This is a genomic window from Burkholderia sp. BCC0044 (assembly GCF_902832955.1).
GTDB lineage: Bacteria > Pseudomonadota > Gammaproteobacteria > Burkholderiales > Burkholderiaceae > Burkholderia.
Genome location: NZ_CADFDO010000008.1, coordinates 70,586 through 96,806, shown reverse-complemented (window position 1 = coordinate 96,806; position 26,221 = coordinate 70,586). Strand labels below are relative to the sequence as shown.

The 26,221-nt window shown below is 63.7% G+C and carries 29 protein-coding genes and 1 pseudogene; 22 read left to right on the top strand and 8 right to left on the bottom strand.

Translation table 11 applies throughout. The features are described from left to right. Positions 1–13 precede the first annotated feature (13 nt). From HWX14_RS33510 to HWX14_RS33445, 14 genes and pseudogenes are all read left to right on the top strand, one after another. On the top strand, positions 14–247 hold the full coding sequence (locus HWX14_RS33510; RefSeq protein ID WP_004548065.1) for a hypothetical protein: 234 nt from the start codon (positions 14–16) through the stop codon (positions 245–247). Beyond that, positions 244–858: a helix-turn-helix domain-containing protein gene (locus tag HWX14_RS33505; protein ID WP_175886421.1), complete on the top strand. Its 615-nt coding sequence runs from the start codon at positions 244–246 to the stop codon at positions 856–858. The genes HWX14_RS33510 and HWX14_RS33505 overlap by 4 nt, the downstream gene beginning before the upstream one ends. 173 nt (positions 859–1,031) lie before the next feature. Beyond that, positions 1,032–1,268: a hypothetical protein gene (locus tag HWX14_RS33500; protein ID WP_077055763.1), complete on the top strand. Its 237-nt coding sequence runs from the start codon at positions 1,032–1,034 to the stop codon at positions 1,266–1,268. A gap of 4 nt (positions 1,269–1,272) precedes the next feature. Continuing rightward, complete coding sequence (locus HWX14_RS33495; protein WP_161935148.1) at positions 1,273–1,512, top strand: TraK family protein; 240 nt, start codon at positions 1,273–1,275, stop codon at positions 1,510–1,512. Between the two features lie 329 nt (positions 1,513–1,841). Beyond that, the gene (traJ, locus tag HWX14_RS33490) at positions 1,842–2,204 is read left to right on the top strand and encodes a conjugal transfer transcriptional regulator TraJ (RefSeq protein WP_038740056.1); all 363 of its coding nucleotides are present in this window, start codon (positions 1,842–1,844) and stop codon (positions 2,202–2,204) included. A 115-nt stretch (positions 2,205–2,319) separates the two neighbouring features. Then, positions 2,320–3,066 (top strand): P-type conjugative transfer protein TrbJ, encoded by a 747-nt coding sequence (trbJ, locus tag HWX14_RS33485; protein ID WP_124678233.1) that lies wholly within the window; start codon positions 2,320–2,322, stop codon positions 3,064–3,066. A 10-nt stretch (positions 3,067–3,076) separates the two neighbouring features. Then, positions 3,077–3,265 (top strand): hypothetical protein, encoded by a 189-nt coding sequence (locus tag HWX14_RS33480; protein ID WP_175886420.1) that lies wholly within the window; start codon positions 3,077–3,079, stop codon positions 3,263–3,265. 14 nt (positions 3,266–3,279) lie between these two features. After that, entirely contained in the window at positions 3,280–4,698 is a 1,419-nt protein-coding gene (gene trbL / locus HWX14_RS33475; protein WP_244130397.1) for a P-type conjugative transfer protein TrbL, read from the top strand. A 66-nt stretch (positions 4,699–4,764) separates the two neighbouring features. Next, positions 4,765–4,995, top strand: coding sequence for a type I toxin-antitoxin system ptaRNA1 family toxin (locus HWX14_RS33470; protein ID WP_175886418.1), 231 nt, complete (start codon positions 4,765–4,767; stop codon positions 4,993–4,995). Positions 4,996–5,034: 39 nt separating this feature from the next. After that, entirely contained in the window at positions 5,035–5,547 is a 513-nt protein-coding gene (locus tag HWX14_RS33465; protein ID WP_175886417.1) for a hypothetical protein, read from the top strand. A gap of 93 nt (positions 5,548–5,640) precedes the next feature. Beyond that, the gene (locus HWX14_RS33460) at positions 5,641–5,868 is read left to right on the top strand and encodes a hypothetical protein (protein ID WP_009951092.1); all 228 of its coding nucleotides are present in this window, start codon (positions 5,641–5,643) and stop codon (positions 5,866–5,868) included. Between the two features lie 108 nt (positions 5,869–5,976). Then, positions 5,977–6,198 (top strand): annotated as a pseudogene (locus tag HWX14_RS33455) (conjugal transfer protein TraD); the annotation flags it as partial. A 76-nt stretch (positions 6,199–6,274) separates the two neighbouring features. After that, the gene (locus HWX14_RS33450; protein ID WP_124678178.1) at positions 6,275–8,437 is read left to right on the top strand and encodes a P-loop NTPase fold protein; all 2,163 of its coding nucleotides are present in this window, start codon (positions 6,275–6,277) and stop codon (positions 8,435–8,437) included. Between the two features lie 41 nt (positions 8,438–8,478). Further along, positions 8,479–9,180: a competence protein CoiA family protein gene (locus HWX14_RS33445; protein ID WP_175886416.1), complete on the top strand. Its 702-nt coding sequence runs from the start codon at positions 8,479–8,481 to the stop codon at positions 9,178–9,180. 174 nt (positions 9,181–9,354) lie between these two features. On the opposite strand, the gene HWX14_RS33440 is transcribed toward HWX14_RS33445, so the two are convergent. From HWX14_RS33440 to HWX14_RS33425, 4 genes are all read right to left on the bottom strand, one after another. Further along, a complete protein-coding gene (locus HWX14_RS33440; RefSeq protein ID WP_027807633.1) occupies positions 9,355–9,837 on the bottom strand; it encodes a DUF4411 family protein in 483 nt (160 codons plus the stop codon). Continuing rightward, complete coding sequence (locus tag HWX14_RS33435) at positions 9,824–10,972, bottom strand: ImmA/IrrE family metallo-endopeptidase (protein WP_124678179.1); 1,149 nt, start codon at positions 10,970–10,972, stop codon at positions 9,824–9,826. The genes HWX14_RS33440 and HWX14_RS33435 overlap by 14 nt, the downstream gene beginning before the upstream one ends. Before the next feature lie 348 nt (positions 10,973–11,320). Further along, positions 11,321–12,295, bottom strand: coding sequence for a LysR family transcriptional regulator (locus tag HWX14_RS33430; RefSeq protein WP_175886415.1), 975 nt, complete (start codon positions 12,293–12,295; stop codon positions 11,321–11,323). Positions 12,296–12,469: 174 nt separating this feature from the next. Further along, positions 12,470–13,444: a GlxA family transcriptional regulator gene (locus tag HWX14_RS33425; protein WP_175886414.1), complete on the bottom strand. Its 975-nt coding sequence runs from the start codon at positions 13,442–13,444 to the stop codon at positions 12,470–12,472. A 114-nt stretch (positions 13,445–13,558) separates the two neighbouring features. Between HWX14_RS33425 and HWX14_RS33420 the strand changes: the two genes are divergently transcribed. Both HWX14_RS33420 and HWX14_RS33415 read left to right on the top strand, forming a co-directional pair. Then, positions 13,559–14,242: a DJ-1/PfpI family protein gene (locus HWX14_RS33420; RefSeq protein WP_175886413.1), complete on the top strand. Its 684-nt coding sequence runs from the start codon at positions 13,559–13,561 to the stop codon at positions 14,240–14,242. Positions 14,243–14,301: 59 nt separating this feature from the next. Beyond that, positions 14,302–14,613 carry a cupin gene (locus tag HWX14_RS33415; RefSeq protein WP_175886412.1) on the top strand — a complete coding sequence of 104 codons (312 nt, stop codon included), beginning with the start codon at positions 14,302–14,304 and terminating at the stop codon, positions 14,611–14,613. A 58-nt stretch (positions 14,614–14,671) separates the two neighbouring features. Here the strand turns inward: HWX14_RS33415 and HWX14_RS33410 are convergent, their stop codons facing one another. Further along, positions 14,672–14,950 (bottom strand): PAAR domain-containing protein, encoded by a 279-nt coding sequence (locus tag HWX14_RS33410; RefSeq protein ID WP_175886411.1) that lies wholly within the window; start codon positions 14,948–14,950, stop codon positions 14,672–14,674. A gap of 585 nt (positions 14,951–15,535) precedes the next feature. On the opposite strand from HWX14_RS33410, the gene HWX14_RS33405 reads away from it, so the two are divergent. Together HWX14_RS33405 and HWX14_RS33400 are read left to right on the top strand one after the other, a co-directional pair. Beyond that, positions 15,536–16,423, top strand: coding sequence for a LysR family transcriptional regulator (locus tag HWX14_RS33405; protein WP_175886410.1), 888 nt, complete (start codon positions 15,536–15,538; stop codon positions 16,421–16,423). Positions 16,424–16,668: 245 nt separating this feature from the next. Further along, complete coding sequence (locus HWX14_RS33400; RefSeq protein ID WP_175886409.1) at positions 16,669–19,776, top strand: transglycosylase domain-containing protein; 3,108 nt, start codon at positions 16,669–16,671, stop codon at positions 19,774–19,776. A 39-nt stretch (positions 19,777–19,815) separates the two neighbouring features. Here the strand turns inward: HWX14_RS33400 and HWX14_RS33395 are convergent, their stop codons facing one another. Continuing rightward, positions 19,816–20,163, bottom strand: a complete 348-nt coding sequence (locus HWX14_RS33395; protein ID WP_175886408.1) for a GFA family protein — start codon at positions 20,161–20,163, stop codon at positions 19,816–19,818. A 147-nt stretch (positions 20,164–20,310) separates the two neighbouring features. On the opposite strand from HWX14_RS33395, the gene HWX14_RS33390 reads away from it, so the two are divergent. Further along, the gene (locus HWX14_RS33390) at positions 20,311–20,556 is read left to right on the top strand and encodes a DUF1272 domain-containing protein (RefSeq protein ID WP_175886407.1); all 246 of its coding nucleotides are present in this window, start codon (positions 20,311–20,313) and stop codon (positions 20,554–20,556) included. Between the two features lie 25 nt (positions 20,557–20,581). Here HWX14_RS33390 and HWX14_RS33385 read toward each other — a convergent pair whose 3' ends face one another. Continuing rightward, positions 20,582–21,265 carry a FadR/GntR family transcriptional regulator gene (locus HWX14_RS33385; protein ID WP_175886512.1) on the bottom strand — a complete coding sequence of 228 codons (684 nt, stop codon included), beginning with the start codon at positions 21,263–21,265 and terminating at the stop codon, positions 20,582–20,584. 152 nt (positions 21,266–21,417) lie between these two features. Between HWX14_RS33385 and dgoD the strand changes: the two genes are divergently transcribed. Continuing rightward, a complete protein-coding gene (gene dgoD, locus HWX14_RS33380) occupies positions 21,418–22,566 on the top strand; it encodes a galactonate dehydratase (RefSeq protein WP_175886406.1) in 1,149 nt (382 codons plus the stop codon). A gap of 119 nt (positions 22,567–22,685) precedes the next feature. On the opposite strand, the gene HWX14_RS33375 is transcribed toward dgoD, so the two are convergent. Next, complete coding sequence (locus HWX14_RS33375) at positions 22,686–23,618, bottom strand: CopD family protein (protein ID WP_175886405.1); 933 nt, start codon at positions 23,616–23,618, stop codon at positions 22,686–22,688. Positions 23,619–24,008: 390 nt separating this feature from the next. Here HWX14_RS33375 and HWX14_RS33370 point away from each other — a divergent pair, with 390 nt between their 5' ends. Both HWX14_RS33370 and HWX14_RS33365 read left to right on the top strand, forming a co-directional pair. Continuing rightward, positions 24,009–24,773 (top strand): c-type cytochrome, encoded by a 765-nt coding sequence (locus HWX14_RS33370; RefSeq protein ID WP_072443436.1) that lies wholly within the window; start codon positions 24,009–24,011, stop codon positions 24,771–24,773. Positions 24,774–24,792: 19 nt separating this feature from the next. After that, on the top strand, positions 24,793–26,091 hold the full coding sequence (locus HWX14_RS33365; RefSeq protein ID WP_011546140.1) for a cytochrome c: 1,299 nt from the start codon (positions 24,793–24,795) through the stop codon (positions 26,089–26,091). Positions 26,092–26,221 lie beyond the last annotated feature (130 nt).

Here is a 26,221-nt window from a genome sequence, read left to right as displayed (position 1 = left end):
CCCCGGAGCTACAGTGACAACGACGCTTGCCGCATTGAAGGAACGATATTCCGTGTTGCTAACGCTGGATCAGCTCGCGGAAATTCTCGACCGCAGCCCGGAAGGCCTGCGCATCAGCCTGAGTACGTCGCGCGCCGATTGGGCACGCCACATCAACGCGACGAAGGTTCATATCGGACGCCGGATTTATTTCCGCACCGAAGCGATCGCGAAGCTGATCGACGAGCAGTTCTCGGTGCAGCCATGAAGACCAACGTCATGCACGAGCAAGGCGACCTGTTTCGCGCGGAGACGACTTGGTTCCACGTGTTCCACTCCATGATCGAAACCGGCGATATAGCTCGCATGGGACCGTATGCGGTAACGGTCTGTCTCGTCATCAAGGCTCACACCAATTTCAATACCGGACGCTCGTTCCCCGCAATCGACACGATTTCTGCGGAGTCAGGCATCAGCCGCAGCCAAGTGATCCGCGAGCTGAAGACGCTTGAGGCATTCGGTTACATCACCAAGACACGCGACGGCCGGCGCAATGAATATCGGCTGCGCGAGAAAGTTTGCATTCAAGACGGCGCCGGTCGGCCAACCGCCGTGGCGACGTGGGACTACCTGCCCTCGTCGGTACAGGCCGCGACGGCCGACCTGAAAAACGTCTTGGTTTCGGGTGACTTCGCTGGATCGAGGATCGTTCAAATCGAACGGCTACAGGTCAACGTCACGCACGCGAGCGGCAACGCCGTCGTGTTCAACGCTCAGGACATCGCCTGCCTGCCGCAGGACATGCGAGACATCCTGATGTCGTTGCGAACGAAGATCGAGGCTCGACGCCAGGAGGAAGTTATACACAGCTCAGGCTGATACGTGTCTGCCTGACACTCGACATATCCACATTGGTGTCCGGCAGATACCGATTGGCCGCGAATCAGTGTCAGCCGGACACCCTAACAAGATAGATAAATCTATTTAACAAGAAGTACAGCTGCCAGCAGCAGGCTGTGGACAACCTGCGAAACCTGAATTGAGGGACGCACATGAAACGACTCACCGTCACCGTGAGTGACAAGACGGCAACCGAGCTCGACGAGCTCGTGAGGCTACTCAACGATCACCATGAATCCGTCGACCGGTATAGCAGTCACGGCCACCTTACCCGAGCGAGCCTTCTTGCCATGCTAGCTGAGGATGCCGGCCTGGTAGTCAGTCGGCCGGGAAGCTGGGAGGGAGCCAACATGGCCAATGTTCTGTCGTCTCACGGTTATACGGTCTGATGCCATGAAAACACTATCCGAGCGCATAGCAGAGAGGGCGCTGAAGCGCGCCGTTGGTCGCAATGCAAGGAACCGCGCAGCGTTTCTTCTCATGCGTACCGAAATTCAGGCAGCCATCGACGACGGACATTCGCTGATGAGCATCTGGGAGGCACTGGTGGAGGAAGGACACATCCACTACGGCTACCAGGCTTTCCGAAGATACGCCGACGAGCTGACGCGCAGTCAGGAAGTGGCCCGGTAATGGTCAGCAACCTTGCTGCATTCGGCCATTGCCTTCCTGGAGTCGAACAAAACAGGGCTTTTTTCGGCCCATGCGGCATTCGCACGTTGTTCTTTCGATTGATCGAAAGGGATATGGCAAATCAACACCGGCATGTCGATGGCGGAAAGGTCCGATCTCATTTCGAGAGCGATTGCATACCGGGCAGGATAGGTGAAGTTAGCTAACCGGCAAGCCGGCTATCTATCTTCACTCCCCTCATTCGCGCCCTCGGCGCTCAACGGGAATCCTGCTCTGCGAGGCAGCGGCTACCGCCGCTCAGTGCCGGTTCACACCGGCTTGGAGAAGCGATGAACGACGAGAAAAAGATGACAACGCGCAAGTATGGTCGTCACCTCCGCGTGCCGGTCTTGCCCGACGAAGAGGCAGCAATAAAGCGCAACGCGGCGGCCACTGGCTTGAGCATCGCCGCCTACTTGCGAAACGTGGGTGTGGGCTATGAGGTTCGCGGCATCCTCGATCTCGTTCAGGTCCAGGATTTGGCCCGAGTCAATGGCGACCTCGGTCGCCTCGGTGGCCTGTTGAAGCTCTGGTTGACGAACGATGAGCGGACGGCTGGGTTCACGCCAGCAACTATCCGTGCGCTGCTGGCGAAGATCGAGGCCACACAGGACGAATTGCGAGCTGTCATGAAGCGAATAGTGCTCGGATGATTTTTTTAGCCGCTAAAACGAGCATCCCATCGCTACTGATGTTCGGTTCGCAGCGCGGCGTCTCACAAATCGAAGGAGAAGCAAGATGCGTAGAGCAACGCGTCAGGCCACCAAGATGGCACTGGCTATCGGAATCACAGCAGCATTCGGTGGCCCGGTACACGCCGGCATCCCCGTTATCGACGCGACGAACGTTGTTCAAACGACGATCAGCGCCATGCAAAACGTGGCGGCGGTCGCGAAACAGATTCAGCAGTACGAGACGCAGTTGCAGCAATACCAAAACATGCTGCAAAACACGCTCGCGCCGGCTGCCTACGTGTGGGATCAGGCAAACCAGACCATCAGCAAGCTCCTACAAGCACAGGACACGCTGAACTACTACAAGAACCAGGCTGGGAGCATCGACGGGTATCTGTCGCGTTACCAAGACGTGGCCTATTACCGCTCGTCGCCGTGCTTCACCTCGACTGGTTGCACAGACGCGCAGCGGCAAGCACTGCTTGATGCGCAAGCGAACGGCTCTGAGGCGCAAAAAAAGGCAAACGATGCCGTATTGAAGGGCGTCGATCGGCAGCAACAAACGCTCGCGACAGACGCCGCGAACCTTCGCCAGTTGCAGTCACAAGCGACGAGTGCGCAGGGACAAATGCAGGCGCTGCAGGCAGCGAACCAGCTCGCTAGCGCGCAGACAAACCAGCTCCTGCAAATCCGGGGCATGCTGACAGCGCAGGCAACAGCGGCCGCCACCCGCGCACAGGTGATTGCAGATCGAGAGGCCCAGCAGGCGGCATCGGCAAAGCAGCTTCGTGATGGAAGCAACATCACCACCCCGACGCCGAAAAACTGGAGCTTTCAATAAGAGGCCGACGATGAAATTCATTATCTCGCTCTCACTGATTGGGCTCCTTGCAGGCTGCAATGATAAGGGCACCCAGACCGATTCCCAGCGGGCTGCCGCAGCGAAGCAACTGCATGATGGCAGCAACATCATCATCCCCTCTCCAAAAAACTGGTCATGGGGCGATACGCCGTCACAACCGAAGAAAAACGATCAATGACGAAGGACAGCGCTATGAAAACGATGTTTTCCAACGGCGGCAAACTCTCAGTGCTCGGCTTGATGGCCGTCGCGTACTCGGCGACTGTGACGGCCGCGCCGATGAATGCCGATGTGGTCGATTCGGTGATGGCGAAATACCAGGCTGCGGCCAGCGCGTGGGGCAGCGTCATGGTCAATTACGCATCGTGGCTCTTTTGGGGCCTCGCGTTGATAAGCATGGTGTGGACCTTCGGAATGATGGCGTTGCGAAACGCCGGCATTCAGGAGGCGTTTGCCGAAATCGTTCGTTTCTTCGCCGTGCTCGGCTTCTTCTGGTGGATTCTTTTCAATGGCCCTGCGATTGCCGACTCCATCGTCAAGTCGATGTGGATGATAGGTGCCAAGGCCATCGGCCAGTCAACCGGTTTTACGCCAGGAGGTATCGTGCAAATCGGCTACGAAATTTTTACCAAGGCGCTCGATCAGTCGTCGGTCTGGTCGCCCACGGACAGCGTAGTAGGTCTGCTCATGGCGTTGGTCGTGATGATCGTTCTTGCGATTGTCGGCGTGAACCTGCTCCTGGTCTTTGTGTCGGCCTGGATCATGATCTACGGCGGGGTGTTCTTTCTGGGCTTTGGCGGGGCACGCTGGACGTCAGATATCGCGATCAGCTACTACAAGCATGTCTTGGCAATCGGGGCCGAGCTGATGGTGATGCTGCTGCTCATCGGCATCGGCAGAACGTTCATCAACGAGTACTACGCCAGCATGAGAGCCGGCATCGATCTCAAGGAAATGGCGATCATGCTCATCGCCGCATTCGTGCTGATGTATCTCACAAACAAAGTGCCGCCGAGGATCGCTGGCATCGTCGGGGTTGGCGGCGCTGGGTCCATCGGTGGCGTAGGGGTTGGTTCGGTGATGGGTGCGGCCGCCATGACTGCGAGCGCGGCAGCTTCGGTCGGTTCCGCTGCGATGGCTGGCGCGACAAGCGCAGCGGGTGGGACGTCAGCCCTGAAGGCCGCGTTCCAGTCGGCCCAGCAGAACATGGCAAGCGGTGGCGGCATGTTTTCGAGCGGTGGTAACGGCTCTGTCTCGGGTGACGGCGTGAGCTCGTCATCGGGCGGCAGCAGCGGGTTCATGTCCGCAATGGGCACGGCCAGTCGATTCGCAGCTGACATGGGCGTGAATCTCGCCAAGGGAGCAGGCGAGATCGCCAAGGACAAAGCCGCGAACATGGCAGATACCACCAAGGAACGAATCGCACAGACGACGGGCGGCAAAATCGCATCGGCAATTTCGAACAAGAGCGGCGCCGGCATCGACGCCGGACCGAGTTTCGCCGGCGACAGTCTGAGTGGGGGGCAGCAAACTGCGACGGCCGGTACCACCATGAACGATGAGGTAGCCGCGTTCGTGAACAGGCAACGTCCAACGCAAGACGATGCTTAGAAAGCGCACCGGCCGGCGGCAACCGGCCGGCACTTCCAATATCAACACCTGCTAGAGAGGTGAAGCATGGCAACTACGCATAATATCGAAGCGCAGCAAGTTATCCATCATGCCGCAACGCAACTCGCTGACTTGGATTTCATGGACCAGCGCACCGCTCGGGAGCTGTCGAAAATGGCCGAGGCAGTTGCGAACTTGTTCATGGTCGTTTTCTATCAGGCCGAAACTGGACGAGCGACGCGCCTGGATTTCAGTGAGGCAATGGCTGCTGTACGCGAAACCTTGCAGCGCCATTGAGTCGTTGGCGAGCAGCATCTATCGGCACAAGGAGTTTCCATGAACCACTCCGACTTTCATATCGGCCTGGTCTTCATGGATTGCACCGGATGGTGGCGTTGCACCGATGTCGGGGCGCGAACCATCTTGGCGATCCGGTTGGACCACGACGATTCGCACTGGTATGAAGGCCCGCCCTATATCGTCAAAGAGGAGGTATTTGATGAAGACGACATTGCGCGTTGTCATCTTACAGTCGAGGAATCGATTCGGGCAGCGGTCCACGCCGCTGATAGCTCAGAGCATCCCGGCTTTCCTCACGAGGTCGTCGAACGGATGATGGCGACCCGGGGCGCACACCAGTACCCACACCAAGGACTTCTGCGATTTGACCGCAAGCGTTCGGATGGCGAAGTTCTTCACCCTTATGCTGGGCGCAAAGAAGGTGAATCGTGGGTTGTGGATTGCTACCTACCGTTTCGTGGCACCTACGAGACAATGGCCGAACTCGACTTCATATCGCTGCCGAGAGCCACGCCGGATGACCTTCGAGCCAGGGCACGCCGCTTGTGACCAGCACGCAGTGCATAGCGCCGTAAGAATATTATTCTCTTACCGGCTACCGCAACACAGTGCATCGCATTTGAACCGAGCTGGAGTGCCCCGATGCTTGAATATCAGCCCATTACCGTCTACGAAGCCGTCTCCTGCACGTGCGATCGCTGTACCCGCCGCCTCACGTCCGCCGATATGGAGTGGCACGAAAAATTGTCGCTCTCCTTCACGGGCGGTTACACGTCCGTTTTCGGGGATGGCAGTCAAATCAGTATCGACCTCTGTCAGCGGTGCCTGAAGGACGTTCTTGGCCCGTGGCTGCGTATCACGCACCCGTGAACGTCGATCTTCAACGGAGCCAAGACGCCTATGACCGTGAGCAGCGACGAAAAACAATCGAACCTCAATGACCACACCCAACAAAGCGGCAAGGCGGAGAACTCGACCGGTGCGTTCAAGGAGAATGTCTTGAGCGAGCAAGATGCCATCGCACGGGGTAAGGTCTCGGTCAACTTGGCTAACGCGCCAGAGCCAACTTTCTTAGACGACGAAGGCCCCAGCCTTGACGTTCCGCTGTTCATCACGAGGACTAATGCTCGCGAACTATTTGGCCTACTTCCCGGTGAGACGGTGGCACAAGCTGAAGCACGCAAGGCCTCGGAAGGTTAGGCCGGCCGGTCGCTCCCTCGGTGCCAAGGCGCTGCTAAGATGGCTGGCTATCCGACCTGCGCGCTGAGATGGAGCTATGACCGAGCACCTGTCTTACAACGACCAACCGATCGAAAGCCCAAGCGAGGATCGCTTCGGCGTTGACCCTTTTGCACGCGCCCTTGCTGCAAGCATTCGTAAGATGCAATCGCCCCAGGGGGCCGTGATCGGTCTCAACGGTCCCTGGGGTTCCGGCAAAAGCAGCGCGGTCAATCTTTGTAAGCACCATCTGGCCGAAGCAGTCAAGGCTAACGAGCTTGTCGTCATCGACTTCGCCTGCTGGTGGTTTAGGGGCGAAGATGCCCTTGCGCTCGCCTTTTTCCGAGAGTTGTACGCCGGCCTAGGCCCAAGCCTCGGCGACAAGGTAAAGAAGAAGCTGCCAAAACTCGGGGCACGCCTGCTCCGGGCCGGCGCGCTTGTCGGGAAAATCGCGGAGGCCGCCGGTGCAGTGATTGCGGGCGGTATCGCCGAAAAGGGCATGGAATGGCTCGCAGGCCTGATTGAGGAAGACGAAACCGTCGAGGCGCTTCACGCAGAGCTGTCGAAGGCGTTGCGAGAACAGAAGAAGCGCTTCCTCATCGTCATCGACGACATCGATCGTCTCTCACCTGACGAGGCCTTACTGATCTTCCGACTCGTCAAGTCGGTCGGCCGTTTGCCGAACGTCATGTACTTGCTGGTTTATGACCGGCCGCTCGCCGAGAGGATCGTCAGCGACCGCTACCCATCGGAGGGCCCGCATTACCTCGAAAAGATCGTTCAGGCTGCATTCGAACTACCCGATCCGGCAGCGCTTGATGTTCAGCAGCATTTGCTATCGCTGATCGAGTCGATCTGCGGCGCGCCCGCGGAGGCAGACATGGTCCGCTTCATGAACATCTTCTATGAAGGGATCTCGCCGGCGATGCGGACTCCGCGGGATGTCACACGCTTCACCAATTCACTGAGCGTGTCGTGGCCCGCCGTAGCCGGTGAAGTAGACCACGCCGATTTCCTTGCGCTAGAGATGCTTCGGCTTTTGCATCCCGCGATATATCGCGCCATCCGCCAAAACAAGGAGCAATTGAGCGGCAGTGGACGCGACGAAGGGCGTGACCGTGCGGCGGCAGCGCGACACTTCAACGAGCTATTGTTCGGTGCTACGCCACCCCCACAGCATGACCGGATGCGACGGGTACTGATGAGGCTGTTCCCGGTCTTGGAGTCCGCTTGGGCAAATATGGGCTACGGCGAAGGGTTCGCAAAGCAATGGGCAATGAAACGCCGTGTGTGTTCGCCTGCTCATTTCGACGCCTACTTCCGCTTCTCGATCGGCGATGAGGTGCTCACGAGCACCGAACTTGATGAGTTTGTAGCGCGCGCCGATGACATCGAATATGTGAAGGCGACATTGCGCCACGCCTTAACGGTGACTCGACGATCGGGTGGCACCAAGGCTGCTGTATGGCTCGGCGAGCTGATAACACACGCCGAACGTGTAGATCGCGACAAGGTTGGGGCACTCTTGACCGCGCTATTCTCGATCGCCGACGAGATCAACGTCGAAGCTGATTCCGCGAAAGCTTTCAGCATGGACAGCAACGAATTGCGTCTGCACTGGCTGCTGCGAGCGCTCACGAAAGAGCGGTACACGCTCGACGAACGCTCCGCGATCTTCCGGCACGCCTGCGACGCGGCTTCCCTTGGGTGGCTTGCCGACTTCACACGTTCCGCTTGGACCGACTACCACCCACGCGAAGGCCAAGAGCGCGAGCCTCCGGAAAACTGCCTGACCACAGAAGCCGACGCGGAGCATCTCCGCGCCCTCCTGCGCTCGCGAATCGAAGCGGCAGCAGCGGATGGCACGCTGCTCGCACACCGCGATCTATCGTACCTTTTGCATTGGTGGGCAGACTTAACTACTGACGATGGCGCGGCAGTTCATGCATGGACATCTGGAGTCTTCGCCAGTGATGATGGCGTTCGCCACCTCGCAAAAGCATTCACCTCATACGGCTGGACCCAATCGATGGGCTTCGGAGGAATGGGCGACGTTGTCGCCCAGCGCGTGACAAGAGTCAATCGGAAAGGCATGGCCCGATTACTCGACCTCGACGCGTTCCGATCCCGAGTCGAAGCTGTTGCCGGCGCAGGCCAGCCTCCAGAGGTCTTGGAATTCCTTGATGCTTGGCGGCGCGCTGAGCAAGGCAAAGACGACTGACCGCGCCGCGCCAGCACTGCACTTTTTCGAAGAGGACTGCCATGACGCAATCAGCCTGGACACGTGACGGTCGTCCGGTGGACGCAACCGCAATCGCTAGCGCCGAGTGGGATCGACTGAAGCAGACCGCGCCGCTAGGCGACTTCGTGATGCCATGCTGCAAGGCCCCAGCGGTGCTAAAGACGAGCATCAACGGCCTGCCCTTCTTCGCTCATCTGTCGGACGAGTGCATCACTGCACCCGAGACTAAATGGCATAAGGCCGGCAAAGCGGCGGTCCTAGCAGCTTTGAATAGCATGGGCATTGTGGGCAGCGAAGAAGCGCCTGGAAGATCATCGAGCGGCGACAAGTGGGAGGCCGACGTTTTCTTCTCCGTCCCTGGGCGTACCGTCGTGATTGAGCTGCAACGCTCGTACCAGCACTTACGCGATTTCATTCGCCGCCAAGAACGCTACACCGCTTCGGCCGTCGAATGTTATTGGCTGGTCCGCAAAGAGAACTTTCGCACGTTGGCGAAGGCAACGTCACGCCTGCTGCTAAAACGCGATTTCGGCAACGAGTTCCCACCGGGCGGAATCGGCACGGGCATGCTGCCAGAGTTACCGGTAGCGATGCTCGATACCGAGGGCTCGCAACTCGTCCTGTTCGGTGGTCTTAAGACAGCGACGGTATCGATGTGGCTGGCTGGCATCCTCAACGGCACCTACGGATACCGAGGCGGCTCATGGAACCTCGGCGATTGAGGCAAGCTGATTGACACTTGGGGGATCGGGATTTGAGCGGTATCGCCGGTGCAAGTCCCCGTCCCATCAACGAGTCGCCGAAGGCAGCCGCCAGGCGCACGGTGTCCCTCATCTGTCAACAACCCGAAGGCGGCGCAATGGGACGCGACAGACCACTTTCCACCCCAGAAATATTTAGCGGAAGACCGCCTCTGATCGACGTATGTATTGAACGAAGTCGATGCAAGGTACTGCAACCTCACGCATGGAACAAACGGAAGGTATCTTGCGTTTCGAGTTCACGTCCGGTGGATTGTTTTGTTGAGCCTCATTCGATATCAGCTCTCTCCCGTGGGCCCGAGCTGTAGCAATGATGAGCAAGTCGTTTTCGCCCACGCCCTTCGGGTGGTAGTTATCGCCCACCACTCCAAGTAGCGCCTTGATGCGCATGGCATCCTGCACAATTTCGTTGGTGACTTCCAATCGCTCGAGACCGGCCGTCACGAGCCAATCACCACAGTCCGGTGTCCCTGCGCATACCTCTCCGTAGGCCACGATAGACATCATGAGCCTCCGCGCATTGATCTCAGCCGCTATCCAGGTCCACAGTCCTGGAAATTGAGCTACGGGATAGTTGTCCCAGGCATAGATCATCGAAGAGGCGTCAAACACCTGCATAGAAGCGTTCCAATTGATGCAGGTCGTTGATCTTTAAGCCATCGAGATACCGACTCGCCTTTGCCAACGTAATGTATCGGCCATTCAGTGCATCCAATACCGTACGCACGAATCTGTCGCCGAAAATATGCGAGGGCTCCCGATGGCGGTACATCCGACTCCCGCTATCTTGCTCGGGCCAGGGCTGAGCAGCCCGCCACTGACGATAAGCAGCGTATTGCTCCTGCGGCAGTCGGCCCGCGTCAAGCAGCCGACGCAATATGACCTCGGTACTGACGCCCCACTGACGCCGCAGTGGCTTGAGCCACTCGTCGTACTCAGCAACTTGTCGCGGGCGACCCAGATCATCCACCCTGGCCAAGAACGCCGCAGGCACAAGCAAGTAACCGGCAAAAGCGTTCGCGTCCCGCTCGTTACCTCGGTGGGACTGCATGTCATGCTCATCGTCGATCGAACTGCTCCGATGCAGCAGTAGGTGCCCCAGCTCATGCATGAGCGTGAAGGATTGCTGGGGTTCATAGGCCTGCTTTTTTACAACGATGACAGGACAGTCAGGGCTGTAGATGCTGAAGCCGAGGATTGGGCTCTCTTTGGCAATCTGCCACTTGCCGTTGTACCCGTTGCTACGGAATACCAACACACCGCGCGCTTCCACAGCCGACCGGTAACTGTCAAACGTGTTGTCGTCGCCGAGGCCCAGCCACCGGCGAGCAATCCTCGCTGCCTCCACCGGATTGTCGCGGGGGAGATCCGGCTCCTCGAATCGAGGCAAGTCCGCGTCGTCCAAGTCCTCGCGAAGGCTCAGATATATCTCGCGCTGTCTCTCGACCCGCTCTATGAGCACCTTCAGCCTGGCCGTCAACTCCGGCTTCTGGTTCGCCAAGGTCCGGAAAGCCGGGGTATGTACCTGGGCTTCATCGACCGGCCCTGGCTCCAGGAAGAAAAGCGCTCCCCGACCAAAGAAACTTGCCACCTTGCTGAGCTGAGGAAACGTCAAGCCTCCCTCCCCCGCCATAAGACGGTCCATCGTCGTCGGCGCGATGCCGACAGCGGACGCGAGTTCCCCTGGCGTCGTGCCGTGATCGGCACAGCACCAAGCTATCCGCTCGGGGTTGATCGACTGTATGCGCTCCATAGCAGTTCATTATACCGGCGGGGTGCCGGCTTGCTGTGCCTCCGCCGCCGCTCAGAAGTGCATGGGCGGTGCATAGCTCAGCTTCTCTAACCCCGCCCAAATTACGGTAAACTACTGAGGCAAAACAACTTTTGATTTCGGTCGTTTACGGTCGAATTCTCTTAGTTTTCAGTAACTTACCGCGTCACACGCCGAATCATAATCCGCAGGTCCGGGGTTCGAATCCGTGATTCGCCACCAAATGCGAAAAGCCGCTGTTTCGAAAGAAACAGCGGCTTTTTTCATTGCTTCATCCGGCGCACGCGGTGTCGCGCGTGGCCCGCCTTCAGGCCGCGCGCTGCGCCGCGGCTACGCCACCACCGCTCCGCGCTGCGCATCCGGCGTCTCCGCCCGCAGCTTCCCCCGCCAATTCTCCCCACCCTCCAGCGACGGCGTCGACTCGAACACCTCCGCGATCCAGTCCGCGAACACGCGCACCTTCTGCGACAGATGCCGGTTGTGCGGATACACGATGGAAATCGGCTTCGGCTTCGGATTGCAGTCCGGCAGCACCTCGACCAGCGAGCCGTCGAGCAGGTTCGGCAGCACCATGAACAGCGTCGGCTGGATCATCCCGAAGCCTTCGAGACCACACGTCACATAGGCATCCGAATCGTTGACCGTGACGCTGGCGTTCATCCGCACCTCGAACGGCTTGCCGTCGATCATGAACACCCACGGAATCGGCCGCGCGCCGTGGCTCGCGCGGAAATTCACCGCATGATGTTCGACGAGATCGGCAATCTCGTTCGGCTCGCCGTGACGGGCGAGGTAGTCAGGCGACGCGCACGTCACGCGTTTCAGCATCCCGATGCGCCGCGCGACCATCGACGAATCCTCGAGCGGCCCGACCCGGATCATGCAGTCGATGCCCTCCTCGACGGGGTCGACGTAGCGGTCGGACAACCCCAGCTCGAGCGTGATGTCCGGATAGCGCTGCCGGAAGATCGACAGCGACGGCAGCACGATGCGCCGCCCGAGCGAACTGGGCATGTGAACGCGCAGCACGCCGCTCGGCTTGCGGTTGCCGGCCTGGAAACTCGCGTCGGCCTCGGCGATCTCCGCGATGATCTTCATGCAATGCTCGTAGTACGCGGCGCCCTCCGGCGTCAACGACAGCCGGCGCGTCGTCCGGTGCATCAGGCGCACGCCGAGCAGCGCCTCGAGATTCTGGATGATGGTCGTCACCGATGCGCGCGGCATCGCGAGCGTGTCGGCCGCCCGCGTGAAGCTATTCGCGTCGACCACGCGGGTAAAAACTTCCATTGCCTGGATTCGGTCCATGCTGCTTCCCCTTCGAATCGCCAACGGAACAGAATAGAGCGCGCGGCGGGCGCGGCACAAGCCCCCGCCTATTGTTCTCCGATCCTGAATAGTTTCGACGCTTCGGACTGGAAACCGACCGGTTTCCGTGCAGTTCCACGCAGCGCCGCGCCGGCCCCGCTCATCCGTCGACCGTTATCGCACGAACCGCTCGCGATATCCCTGCGGCGACACGCCGAGCACGCGCACGAAGCTGCGCCGCAGCGTCTCCTCGGAACCGAAGCCGCAGCGCCCGGCGATCCGCTTGACGGGCCACGCCGTTTCGCCGAGCAGGCGTTGCGCGGCCTCGACCCGGATCTGCTCGACCGCGCGTGCAGGCGTGCGGCCGGTTTCCGCGCGATAGTGGCGCACGAAGCTGCGCTCGCTCATGCTCACGCGCTCGGCGAGCGCGGGCACCGACAGGTCGGCCGTCAGGTGCTCGGCCATCCACGCGTGCAGCTCGCCGAACCGGTCGGCGGTGCGCTGCATCGACAGCATCGTGCTGAACTGCGCCTGCCCGCCCGGACGCTTCAGGAACACGACGAGTTCGCGTGCGACGTCGAGCGCGGTCGCCCGCCCGAGATCCTCCTCGACCAGCGCAAGCGCGAGATCGATGCCGGCCGTGACGCCGGCCGACGTCCACAGCGCGCCTTCGCGGATGAAGATCGGGTCCGGCTCGACGCGCACGTTCGGGTAGCGCGCCGCGAATTCGTCGCAGCGCGCCCAGTGCGTGACCGCGCGCCGCCCGTCCAGCAGCCCGGCCTCGGCGAGCAGGAACGCACCGGTGCAGACCGACGCCACACGCCGTGCGCGCGCGGCCTGCTGCCGCACCCAGCGCACCACCTGCGCATCCTTCGATGCCGCATGCACGCCCTTGCCGCCGGCGACGATCAGCGTGTCGGGACGGCGAGCGGCCGCGCGCAGCGACTCGGCCATCACGACGAGGCCCGACGACGTCTCGACGGGCCCCGCTTCGACGGCCACGACACGCGGCGCATACGGCGCCGGCTGCCCGCGCTCCAGCGCGAGCTCGTTGACGGACGCGAACACCTGCAGCGGCCCGGTCACGTCGAGCAGTTGCGCACGGGGAAACGCGAGGACCAGGATCGAACGCGGGGCGGCGGCAGGCATGGAGATTGGCTGAAAACGTGGGTGATATGGCAATTTCGCCAAACACTACGCGCCTAGAATCGATCTGTCCATCCCGTGCCGAACGGCGCGTTCCCTTCCCGTCGGAGCCTTCACATGACCCTGCACATCGGCCTTCTCGTCTTTCCCGGCGTCCAGCAACTCGACCTCACCGGCCCGCACGACGTGCTCGCGTCGCTGCCCGACGCGGCCGTCCATCTGGTGTGGAAGTCGCGCGACGCGGTCGCGTCGAGCAGCGGCCTCGCGCTCGCGCCCACCTGCACGTTCGACGACTGCCCGCCGCTCGACGTGATCTGCATTCCCGGAGGAATCGGCATCAATGAGCTGCTGCTCGATGCCGAAACGATCGCGTTCGTGCAGCAGCGCGCGGCCGCCGCACGCTACGTGACGTCGGTCTGCACCGGCTCGCTGCTGCTCGGCGTGGCCGGCCTGCTGCGCGGGCGGCGCGCGACGACGCACTGGCGGTTCCACTCGCTGCTCGAACCGCTGGGTGCGATACCGGTGCGCGAACGCGTCGTGCGCGACGGCAACCTGGTCACGGGCGGCGGCGTGACGGCCGGCATCGACTTCGCGCTGACGATCGCCGCGGAGCTGGTCGGCGACGAAGAGGCGCAGGCGATCCAGCTGCAGCTCGAATATGCGCCCGCGCCGCCGTTCGACGCCGGCTCGCCCGACACCGCGCCGGCCGCGGTCGTGACGCGCGTCACCGAACGGACGGCAGCCGGCTTCGCGAAGCGCAAGCAGATCGTCGAGCAGGCGCTGCGCGCAGCGTCGCGCTGAATGCGGATGTCGGAAAAATCGCGGGAAAGCGGCGCACGCGCGCGCCGGAGAACCCATCGATGAACATCATCCGGAGTGCCGCATTCACGGCCGATCGCGCGTGGGGCGCGCTCGACATCGCGAACCTGAACGGCATCACGGTCCGGCTGCACTGGACCGACCAGCCGTATCGCTGGCACGTGAACGACGGCGAGGAAGTGTTCGCGGTGCTCGATGGCCGCGTCGAGATGCGCTACCGCGCAGCAGGCGTCGAGCACGCGACGGTGCTCGAAACGGGCGACGTCTTCCACGCAACGGTCGGCACCGAGCACGTCGCGCATCCGCTCGGCGCCGCGCGCATCCTGGTGATCGAGACCGAAGGCAGCGTCTGACGGCGGGTATCGGTATCCCGATGCCGCGCGGATGACGAGCGCCTGCGCGCGGCGGAGCTCAGCCCGAGATCGTCCCGGTTGCCTGCGACGCGATCAGTTTCGGCTGCGGCGTGCACTGGCACAGGTCGTGTTCGAGCGCGACGACCTTGCCCATCACGGTCATCGTGCGCTCGCCGCCGTCCGACACGATCACGCCGGGCGACTTGCACGCCGCACAGAACACGGATGCGCCGAGATACGCGAGTTCCCGCCCGTCGAACGACGAATTGGCGATCCCTTCGAGCACGACGCCGCCGTGATCGGTCGTGTCGCCTTTCAGAATGAATTTGCGGCTCATGATGTCGGTTCTTCCCTCGGAAACGCCGCGCGACGCGGCCGCGCGCGGGCATCGCGAAACCGCCCGTCGGTCGCGGGCGTCCCGCGAGCATATCACCGCTCGCCGCGGCCACAACGCGGGCCCTCGGCATCGGCCGGCCGCTGCAAGACGTGTTCGTCGCGCACAGCTATCCGGCGCAACGACGTACTCACGCGCCGCGATGCGCTGAACACGGTTGCATGCGACTACTTGATCCACCGCTTCGTCGAGGCCGTGCGCCGGCACGATCGCGCGACGTCGCCGGGGCGATAGGGATGCATCCGGCCGGGCATCACCTTGCATCGATAACGTCTGATGCTTTAACGAAAAAATGAGTCTATATTTTCGTACAATTACTAAATACAAATCCATCAAAATGGTTTAATTGCAGGCGGAAATTCAATCACCGACTCAACGCCCCGCTCGCCCCGAAACCCATCATTCTCCGACCGTTCGCACACCCGATAAATACGCGATTCCATAATAATCATTCGTGAAAAACGGCCATTAAAGTTCGTCAATACGATAGATAGAATTCATTCAACCCTTTCTGTTTATCGATAAAAAATGGACGAACTTCTACCGATGCGACTATTCGTCAAGGTCGCCGAACTTCGCAGTTTCGCGCGCGCGGCCACGGAACTGAACATCTCCAATTCGTCGGCCACGCGCCTCGTGATGAGCATCGAGGATCGGCTCGGCGCACGCCTGCTGAATCGCACCACCCGCAGCCTGTCGCTGACCGACGCAGGCCACCTCTATCTGGCGCAGATACGTCACGTGATCGACGAAATCGACCGGGTCGAGGAAACGATCGCCTCGATGCATCACGAACCGATCGGCTCGCTGAAAATCGCCGCGCCGGTGATGTTCGGCATGCACGTGCTCGCGCCGGCCATCGACGCGTTCAAGACGCGCCATCCGGCCATCGTGCCGGAAGTCACGATCGTCGACCGTCACGTCGACCTCGTGTCCGAGGGCTTCGACATCGGGCTGCTGCTGTCGCAGCACATCAGCAACAACACGCTCGTGAAGCGCCCGCTCACGCGAATCAACCGGATCGTCTGCGCGGCGCCGCACTATGTCGAACGGCACGGCACGCCGGGCCATCCGCACGATCTCGCGTCGCACGCGGGCCTGGCATTCCACGCCGATTTCGCGGGCGAATATCTGTCGTTCGAACACGAACAGACGCGCGTCACCGTGCGCCCGAACAAGTCGGCATCGTCGAACAACGTCGGGTTGATCCGGAACTGGGCGCTGTCCGGCATGGGCATCGCGGTCCTGCCCGACTTCCTCGTCCAGCCGGATCTCGACGACGGCCGGCTGCTCGCGCTGCTGCCCGGCTATCGGCTCGAAACCCTCGAGATGAACGTCGCGTACCCGAGCCGCCGGCACTTTCCGCGCAAGGCGCGGCTTTTCGTCGATCACCTGATCGAGCATTTCGTCAGTTGAATGAACCGCGGAATCGCTCACCATTTTTGCACGCTGCCTCGCCGCCGCCCGCTCGACCCGCACATGTCCGGGGCAGCGCGCCGGCCATGCCTGGACGGGCTGAGGCCGTCGCCCGGCGGATGCGGGCACGCCTGTTGCGTCGGCGCATCTCGGTAGTCGACCGCCCTTGGCAGCCCGCCGCGGAGGACTACACTAATCCTTAATGGGGTGTGGCCGGACAACCGCGCCCTCAGGGAGACGCCGCCATGAATCGGCCGCTGAATCGTATCCTCCCGCGCGTGACCGGTCTCGCATCGGTCTGGACGTGGGTCAAGTGGTCTATGCTCGCCGCACTGCTGATCGCGGTGGCGATCGTCGCGCGGCTCGTGCAGACCGAGATCGAAACGTCCCGGCTGCAGGCGCGCTACCTGTCCGAGCTCACCCGCGACGTCGGCTACACGGTCGAAGCGGGCCCGAGCGACCACATCCGCTTCCCCGCGAACGGCCCGTACGACCAGCGCTTCGGCTACGCAATGATTCCCGCGTTCCAGCAGCGGCTGCTCGCGCGCGGCTTCGTCGTCAGCGAACAGGCACGCGATTCGCAGCGGATGCTGTCGCTCGGCGAGCGCGGGCTGTTCCTCCCTTACGAAGAGAAAGACCAGACGGGCCTGATGCTGTTCGATTCGACCGGCTCGCCGCTGTTCGCGACCGTGTTCCCGCAGCGCGTCTACGCCGACTTCGACACGGTGCCGCGCGTGATCACCGATTCGCTGCTGTTCATCGAGGATCGCTACCTGCTCGATGCGAACGAGCCGAACCGCAACCCGGCGATCGACTGGGGGCGCTTCAGCCGCGCGCTGGCGGACCAGGCGCTGCACGTCGTCAACCGTCATCAGGCGCGCCCGGGCGGCAGCACGCTCGCGACGCAGATCGAGAAGTTCCGCCATTCGCCCGAGGGCCGCACCGCGACGCCGCCCGAGAAGCTGCGGCAGATCGCGTCCGCGTCGGTGCGCGCCTACCTGAACGGCCCGCAGACGATGCTCGCGCGCCGCACGCTCGTCGTGCGCTACCTGAACTCGGTGCCGCTCGCCGCGCGGCCGCACGTGGGTGAAATCACCGGCATCGGCGACGGTCTCGCCGCATGGTACGGCCGCGACTTCAACGACGTGAACCGCGTGCTGGCCGCGCCGACGACCGGCGACAACGTCGACCAGCAGGGCAAGACGTTCCGCGAGGTGTTGTCGCTGCTGATCGCGCAGCGCGCGCCGTCGTACTTCCTCAACCGCGGCTATCCGGCGCTGCAGAAGCTGACCGACAGCTACCTGCGGCTGCTGTCGAACGGCGGCGTGATCTCGCCCGCGTTGCGCGATGCCGCGCTCGCCGCGCAGATCGAACGCAGCGCGCCGCCAGCCGCCGCGCGCGTGCAGTCGTTCGTGTCGCGCAAGGCCGTCACGTCCGCGCGCGCGTCGCTGCTGTCGGCGCTCGGCATCAGCGACCTGTACCAGCTCGACCAGCTCGACCTGCAGGCCACCAGCACGCTCGACAACGGCGTGCAGCAGGCGGTCGCCGAGCGGCTCGCGCGGGCATCGACGCGCGACGGCGCGCAGGCCGCCGGCCTGTACGGTTTCGAGATGCTCGCGCCGAAGGACGATCCGTCCCACCTCACGTACAGCTTCACGCTGTACGAGCACCGCAACGGCGCGAACCTGCTGCGCGTGCAGACCGACAGCGTGAACCAGCCGTTCGACGTGAATCGCGGCGGCCGCATCAACCTCGGCTCGACCGCGAAGCTGCGCACGCTGATCACGTACCTGCAGATCGTCTCCGACCTGCATGCGCGCTATGCACACCTGTCGAACGCGGAGCTGGCGCGCGTGAAGCCCGATCCGATCGACGGGCTGTCGCGCTGGGCGCTCGACTACCTGTCGCATACGCGCGACCGCTCGCTGCAGGCGATGCTCGATGCGTCCGTCGAGCGCAAGTATTCGGCGAGTCCGGACGTGTTCTACACGGGCGGCGGCGCGCAGGTGTTCTCCAACTTCGAGAAGTCGGACAACGGCCGCATCCTGACGCTGCACGCGGCGTTCGAGCACTCGGTCAACCTCGTGTTCGTGCGGCTGATGCGCGACATCGTCCACTACGAGACGCTGCAGGCGGCCGGCCCGTCGTCGTCGTGGCTCAACGATCCCGCGCAGCGCCAGCACTACCTGCAGCAATTCGTCGACGGCGAAAGCCAGGTCTACGTGAAGCGCTACTACGCGCGCTATGCGGGCAAGGCGCCCGACGACGCGCTCGCGCTGATGCTGCGCGACGTACGCAAGTCGCCGCCGAAGCTCGCGACCGTGCTGCGCAGCGTCGCGCCGAACGAATCGCTCGCGTGGTTCGATGCGCAGATGCGCGCGCAACTGAAAGGCACGCCGGCCGCGACGCTGTCCGACGACGATCTCGCCGCGCTCTACGCGAAGTACGCGATCGACCGCTTCAACCTCAACGATCGCGGCTATATCGCGAGCGTCCATCCGCTCGCGCTGTGGACGCTCAACTACCTGCGCGCGCACCCGGCTGCATCGCTCGCCGACGTTCAGCGCGACAGCCGCGATGCGCGTTTCTACACGTATTCGTGGCTGTACAAGACCCGCTACCATGCGACGCAGGACCGGCGCATCCGCCGCATGGTCGAGCTGCGCGCGTACGCGGAAATCACGAAGTCGTGGCGCGCGCTCGGCTACCCGTTCGCGGAAGTGACGCCGTCCTACGCGGCCGCGATCGGCGCATCGGGCGACCAGCCCGACGCGCTCGCGAAGCTGATCGGCCTGATCGCGAACGGCGGCCAGAAGGCGCCGACCGAGACGATCACGCGGCTCGATTTCGCGAAGGGCACGCCGTACGAAACCCGCTTCGTGCGCGCGGCCGCGCAGCCGCAGCCGATGCTGGCGCCGGAGATCGTCAACGTGGCGCACACGCTGCTGCGCGACGTCGTGCTCCACGGCACCGCGCGCCGCCTCGCGGGCGGGCTCACGCTGCCGGACGGCAAGACGCTCGACGTGTACGGCAAGACGGGGACGGGCGATCAGCGCTTCAACGTCTATGCGCGCGGCGCGCGGCTGATCGAATCGCGCAAGGTCAACCGCAGCGGCACCTTCGTGTTCGCGATCGGCGACCGGTTCTTCGGCGTGCTGACCGCGACCGCGCACGAGCCATATGCGGCGCGCTACGACTTCACGAGTGCGATGGCCGTGCAGTTGCTGAAGTCGATGGCGCCGGCGCTCGCGCCGCTGATCGAACGCCCGGCCGATGCCGGCACGCGCACCGCGGGCCCGGCGCCGCAGGCGGAAACGCCTGCGGCGAACGCGGCGGCCGTGCAACCGTCCTGATCTGGTCGCGGCGCGCAGGCGCCCGCACCGAAGCGCCGCTCAGCGCGAGCGGCCGTCGTAGTGCGTGACGGGCAGCGCGTCGAGGTCGACGCCGTCGACGCAGCGCACGTTGATCGCGGCCATCGCGGTGCCGTCCGGAAGGACGCCTTCGCCGAACGCGTGAATCCCGCAGCGCTTGCAGAAGCGATGCCGGATCACGTGCTTGTTGAACAGGTAGGTCGCGAGATTTTCGTCGGGCGTCAGCAGCTTCATGTGGTCGCGCGGCACGAACCACATCAGCGCGCCCTTGCGCCGGCAGATCGAGCAGTTGCACGCCATCACGCCCTGCAGGTCGCCTTCCGCCTCGAACGTCACGTCTCCACAATGACAGCTTCCGCGATAAAGCATGGTCGTCTCCCGGTGCAGCCCGTGCACATCGCCGGCGCCCCAGCGGGACACCGTTGGCCGGACTGATCCAAACGCGTACAGTAGCGCTCGCATGCGCCGCCCGCAATGTCCGGACGGCGCCCATCCCACCGACCCAGGAGACCCCTCATGCTGGAACTGCGCCCCGGCTGCGAATGCTGTAACAAGGACCTGCCGCCCGATTCGGCGGAAGCACGCATCTGTACGTTCGAATGCACGTTCTGCGCGACTTGCGCGGACGACGTGCTGAAGGGCTGCTGCCCGAACTGCGGCGGCGACCTGGTCGCGCGGCCGCGGCGGCCGGCGAGCCTGCTCGCGAAGTACCCGCCGTCGACGAAACGCATCCACAAGCCGGGCGGCTGCGCGAACGCCTGACGGCGCCGCCTCGCCCCCGCTCCCGTCACGACATCTCGATCCGCGCACGCGTCACCGCGAGCAGCGACGCCATCGCGCGACGCGCGCCGCTCTCGTCGCGCACGCGGATCGCGTCGCTGACGGCCGCATGCTCGGCAAGCGACGCGTTGTACACGTCCGCCCGACGCGCATTCAACTGCAGTTGCGCCTCGAGCGTGCGATCGATCAGCGCGCCGAGCGGCACCAGCAGCTCGTTGCCGCCGGCCTCCAGCACGCTCAGGTGAAAGTGCAGGTCGGCGCGCACCCATTCGTCGACGTTGCGCGCGGCGGCCATCGCGCGCACCGCGCCGTCGATCGCGTCGAATGCTTCGGGCGTATGGGTGCGCGCGGCCAGCGCGGCCGCGTGCGGCTCGATCATCTCGCGCATCTCCTGCAGCTTCAGCGCGAACGCGAGCGGCGGCGCGACGCGCGCATACCAGTCGAGCAGGTCGGCATCGAGCAGGTTCCATGCACGGCGCGGCCGCACGCGGGTGCCGACCTTCGGCCGCGATTCGACCAGCCCCTTCGACGTCAGCGTGCGCAGCGCCTCGCGCATCACCGTGCGGCTCACGCCGTACATCTCCATCAGGTCGGGTTCCCTCGGCAGCAGCGATTCGGGCGGATAGTCGCCGCGCAGGATCGCCGTCGCGAGCCGGAAGGCCGTCTGTCCATGCAGGTCGCGTTGAATGATCGTTCTCCGTCGGGCGGGCTGCCCACTATCTGCACATTAATGCTATTAATACTATTTTTTATTCGGCTACGCTAGGATAACCGCGAAAGCACGGATCGTGCGCCGCGCCCGCGCCCGCGCGGGCGCGCCGGTCAATCATGGAGACTCGCGTCATGAAAATCACCCGCCTCGAAACGTTCGTCGTCCCGCCCCGCTGGCTGTTCCTCAAGATCGAGACCGACGAGGGCATCATCGGCTGGGGCGAACCGGTCGTCGAAGGCCGCGCGCACACGGTCGAGGCCGCCGTGCAGGAACTGGCCGACTACCTCGTCGGCCGCGATCCGCTGTTGATCGAGGATCACTGGCAGGTAATGTACCGCGCCGGTTTCTACCGCGGCGGCCCGATCATGATGAGCGCGATCGCGGGCGTCGACCAGGCGCTGTGGGACATCAAGGGCAAGCATCACGGCGTGCCCGTGCATGCGCTGCTCGGCGGCCAGGTGCGCGACCGCATCAAGGTGTATTCGTGGATCGGCGGCGACCGGCCGAGCGACGTCGCGAACAATGCGCGCGCGGTGGTCGAGCGCGGCTTCAAGGCGGTGAAGATGAACGGCTCCGAGGAGCTGCAGATCGTCGACACCTACGACAAGGTCGAACAGGTGATCGCGAACGTCGCGGCGGTGCGCGACGCGGTCGGCCCGCACGTCGGGATCGGCGTCGACTTCCACGGCCGCGTGCACAAGCCGATGGCGAAGGTGCTCGCGAAGGAGCTCGACCCGTACAAGCTGATGTTCATCGAGGAGCCGGTGCTGTCGGAGAACGCCGAGGCGCTGCGCGACATCGTCAACCAGACCAACACGCCGATCGCGCTCGGCGAGCGGCTCTACTCGCGCTGGGACTTCAAGCACATCCTCGCGGGCGGCTACGTCGACATCATCCAGCCCGACGCATCGCACGCGGGCGGCATCACCGAGTGCCGCAAGATCGCGACGCTCGCGGAAAGCTACGACGTCGCGCTCGCGCTGCACTGCCCGCTCGGGCCGATCGCGCTCGCCGCGTGCCTGCAGCTCGATGCGATCAGCTACAACGCGTTCATCCAGGAGCAGAGCCTGGGCATCCACTACAACCAGGGCAACGACCTGCTCGACTACCTGCGCAACCCCGAGGTGTTCCGCTACGAGGACGGCTTCGTCGCGATTCCGCAGGGCCCGGGACTCGGCATCGACGTGAACGAGGAGAAGGTGCGCGAGATGGCGAAGACGGGCCATCGCTGGCGCAACCCGGTGTGGCGCCACGCGGACGGCAGCGTCGCCGAGTGGTGATGAACGCGTGAGACAAGCACGATGCGTGGCGCGACGCGCGACGCGCAATGTGTTCGACACGGCCGCCCCGGCAAGGCGGCCGTTGTTGCATCCGCGCGCCGCCCCGCGCCGTTCGGCCGTCAGCCGAGCGCCGCGAACCCCGGCACGCTGAACGACAGCACGGCCGCCGCGACGAACACGCCGATCATCGTCATCCCTTCGAGATGCAGGATGTTGCGGAACGTGTATGCGTCCTCGGTCGACGCGGTGCGACGCAGGCGCGGCAGCGCCGAGAAGCGGTTGAGGCCGCCGAGTATGAGCGCCAACGCGACGAGCAGCAGCTTCAGCAGCAACACGCGGCCCCACGTGCTGCCGTCGAGCGGCGCGAGCGAGCCGCCGAGCCCGCGGATCGCGTTGAGCACGCCCGTGCCGAGCACGAACACGACCGCGACGATCGACGTGCGCGACAGGTGCTGGCCGATGCGGATCAGCGCGCCGCGCGCGACCGACGTCCCCAGCGCGGGCAGCACCGCGAGCCCGCCCGCGAGCACGAGGCCGCCCCATACGGCGGTGGCCAGCAGATGCAGCGTCTGCACACCGACTGCCGCGGACAGCACGCCGCTATCGGCCGCATGGCCGAGCGATGCCTTGCCGGCCGCGACCACGATCACCGCGAGCCACAGCACCGCATGCGCGAGCGGGCCGTCCGGCTTCGCGAGCGCGACGATCGCGAGCAGCACCGCGCCGGCGAACGCGACGCTCCAGGCGAAGCCCGTGTGCGTCTGCATCAGCATGACGGGAATCGCGGCGAACGCGCCGCCGAGCCCCGCGCCGCTCATCGTCGCGGCCTCGTAGACGAGCCAGCCGAGATCGGCGAGCACCAGCGCCAGCGCCGCCGCGACCAGCGAATGTTGCGCACGCAGCCATGCGGGGTGCGACGGCGCGATGACCGGCCGCGCGCCGTCCTTGCCGAGCCACGCCTTGAGCAGCGCCGAGCCGACCGCCATCGCGAACGCCGCATCCATCAGCGCCGCGAGCGCGACCTGACCGATCCACAAGCTGTCGAACTTCATCGCGCGCACCCTCCGGCAAGCGGCAGGCCGGCAGTGCGGCGGCGAGGGGACGGACAGCGGGACGGACGGCGTGAGGCAGGCAACGGCACGGTAGAAAACGTCATCGATGAATCCGGAAACGGGAGAAATGACTGGACCAGCGGCGGAGGCGGCGCCGCGCGACCCGCGAGTGTACGGTCTTCGATGGTGAAAACGCACGCCGGTTCACACACCCGCACCGCAATGCGCGTCAAATTGTCGCAAGTCGCAAACGGACAGGAACCGATGTCCTTTTGCCAAATAGCCGTCATTACCCATCGATGATAGAATGCCGCGTCGCAGCAGCCCGGCTGTCCTGCCGTCCATGCGCCGAGCCGATCGTAGCCCGGACAAGGTCCCCGACGAATAAACATGGAGTCTCGTGTGTCTTCAAGACGCCTCTTCCGTCCGTTGCTCGCCGTTCTCTTGATCGGTGGCGCGGGCCTTATGAGCGCTGCCCAAGCGCAGACCAAGCCCACGGAGCAAGCGCACGCCCAACAGGCGCCGCTCAAGGCACCCGATACGATGGCCGAGCGTGTGCGCGGCTGTACCGCATGTCACGGCGTTCACGGCCAGGGCACGGACAACGATTATTTCCCGCGTCTTGCCGGCAAGCCGGCCGAGTACCTGTACAACCAGCTCGTCAACTTCCGTGACGGCCGGCGCAAGTACCCGCCGATGAACTATCTGCTGACGTACCTGAACGACGACTACCTGCGCGAAATCGCCGAGCACTTCTCGGCCGAACGTCCGCCGTACCCGACGCCGGCGAAGCCGACGCTGCCGGCCGCGACGCTCGCACGCGGCAAGCAGCTCGTCACGCAGGGCGACCCGTCCCGCAAGCTGCCGGCCTGCGTGGCCTGCCACGGCGCGGGCCTCACCGGCATGCAGCCGGCGATCCCGGGCCTCGTCGGCCTGCACGCCGATTACCTGAGCGCGCAGCTCGGCGCATGGCGCTCGGGCAACCGCCACGCGAAGGCGCCCGATTGCATGCACGACATCGCCGCGAAGCTTTCCGACGAAGACGTGACGGCCGTGACCGCATGGCTCGCCGCGCAACCGGCGCCCGCCAACCCCGTGCCGGCCCCGGCGCGTTCGATGAAGACTCCGCTCGCCTGCGGCAGCGAACCGCAATAAGGCAAGGGAGACAGACACAATGAAACGCAAGTCCCTGTTTGCACTCTCGGCCGTCGCGATCGTCGCGGCTGCCGCCCTCGTGCCGGTCCTGTGGCCGGGCAACGACACGCTGCACGGCGCTGCCGCCGTCGCGGCCACGCCGGCCGACCAGGCCGCGCTGATCAAGAAGGGCGAATACCTCGCGCGCGTCGGCGACTGTATCGCGTGCCACACCGTGCGCGGCGGCAAGTCGTTCGCGGGCGGCCTGCCGATGGCGACGCCGTTCGGCACGATGTACACCCCGAACATCACGCCGGACGACCAGAACGGTATCGGCAAGTGGACGTCGGACGACTTCTACCGCGCGATGCACACCGGTCGCTCGAAGGACGGCAGCCTGTTGTATCCGGGCTTCCCGTTCGCGAGCTACACGAAGGTCACGCGCGCCGATTCGGACGCGATCTACGCGTACCTGCGCTCGGTCGCGCCGGTGTCGGTGCCGAGCCGTCCGCACGAACTGAAGTTCCCGTTCAACAACCGCAACCTGCTGATCGGCTGGCGCACGCTGTTCTTCAAGGAAGGCGAGTACAAGCCGGATCCGACGAAGTCGGTCGAATGGAACCGCGGCGCGTATCTCGTCGAAGGCCTCGGCCACTGCTCGATGTGCCACACGTCGATCAACATGATGGGCGGCCCGGTGAGCTCGTCGGCGTTCGCCGGCGGCCTGATCCCGCTGCAGAACTGGTATGCGCCGTCGCTGACGAACGACAAGGAACTCGGCCTCGGCGACTGGCACGTGCAGGAGCTGTCCGACCTGCTGCAAGCCGGCGTGTCGCAGAAGGGCGCGGTGTTCGGCCCGATGGCGGACGTGGTCCACAACAGCCTGCAGTACATGACCGACGAAGATACGCGCGCGATGTCGACGTACCTGAAGTCGATCCCGCAGAAGGCTGAGGCGCCGAAGAACATGCAGTACGAGCCGTCGAAGCAGTTCGGCAACGCGCTGTTCGACCAGGGCAAGAAGATCTACGCGGACAACTGCGCGACCTGCCACGCCGAAACCGGCGCCGGCAAGCCGCCGGCCTATCCGCCGCTCGCGGGCAACCACTCGATCATGATGGAATCGGCCGTCAACCCGATCCGCATGGTGCTGAATGGCGGCTACCCGCCGAGCACGTTCAAGAATCCGCGTCCGTATGGGATGCCGCCGTTCGCGCAGTCGCTGTCGAACCAGGAAGTCGCGGCGGTCGTCACGTATATCCGGATGTCTTGGGGTAACAACGGTACGCCGATCTCGCCGCAACAGGTGAGCGATCTGCGTTCCGCGCCGCTCGACTAAGAAGCGGCTCACACACACGGGGCGCGGCTGCGGGAAACCGCGGCCGCGCCCTTTTGCTTTTTGGCTGTTTAGCGATGCAGGTTTGCCGCGCGGGCCGCGCGATGCGTCGCCGATCATAAAACTCAAGAGT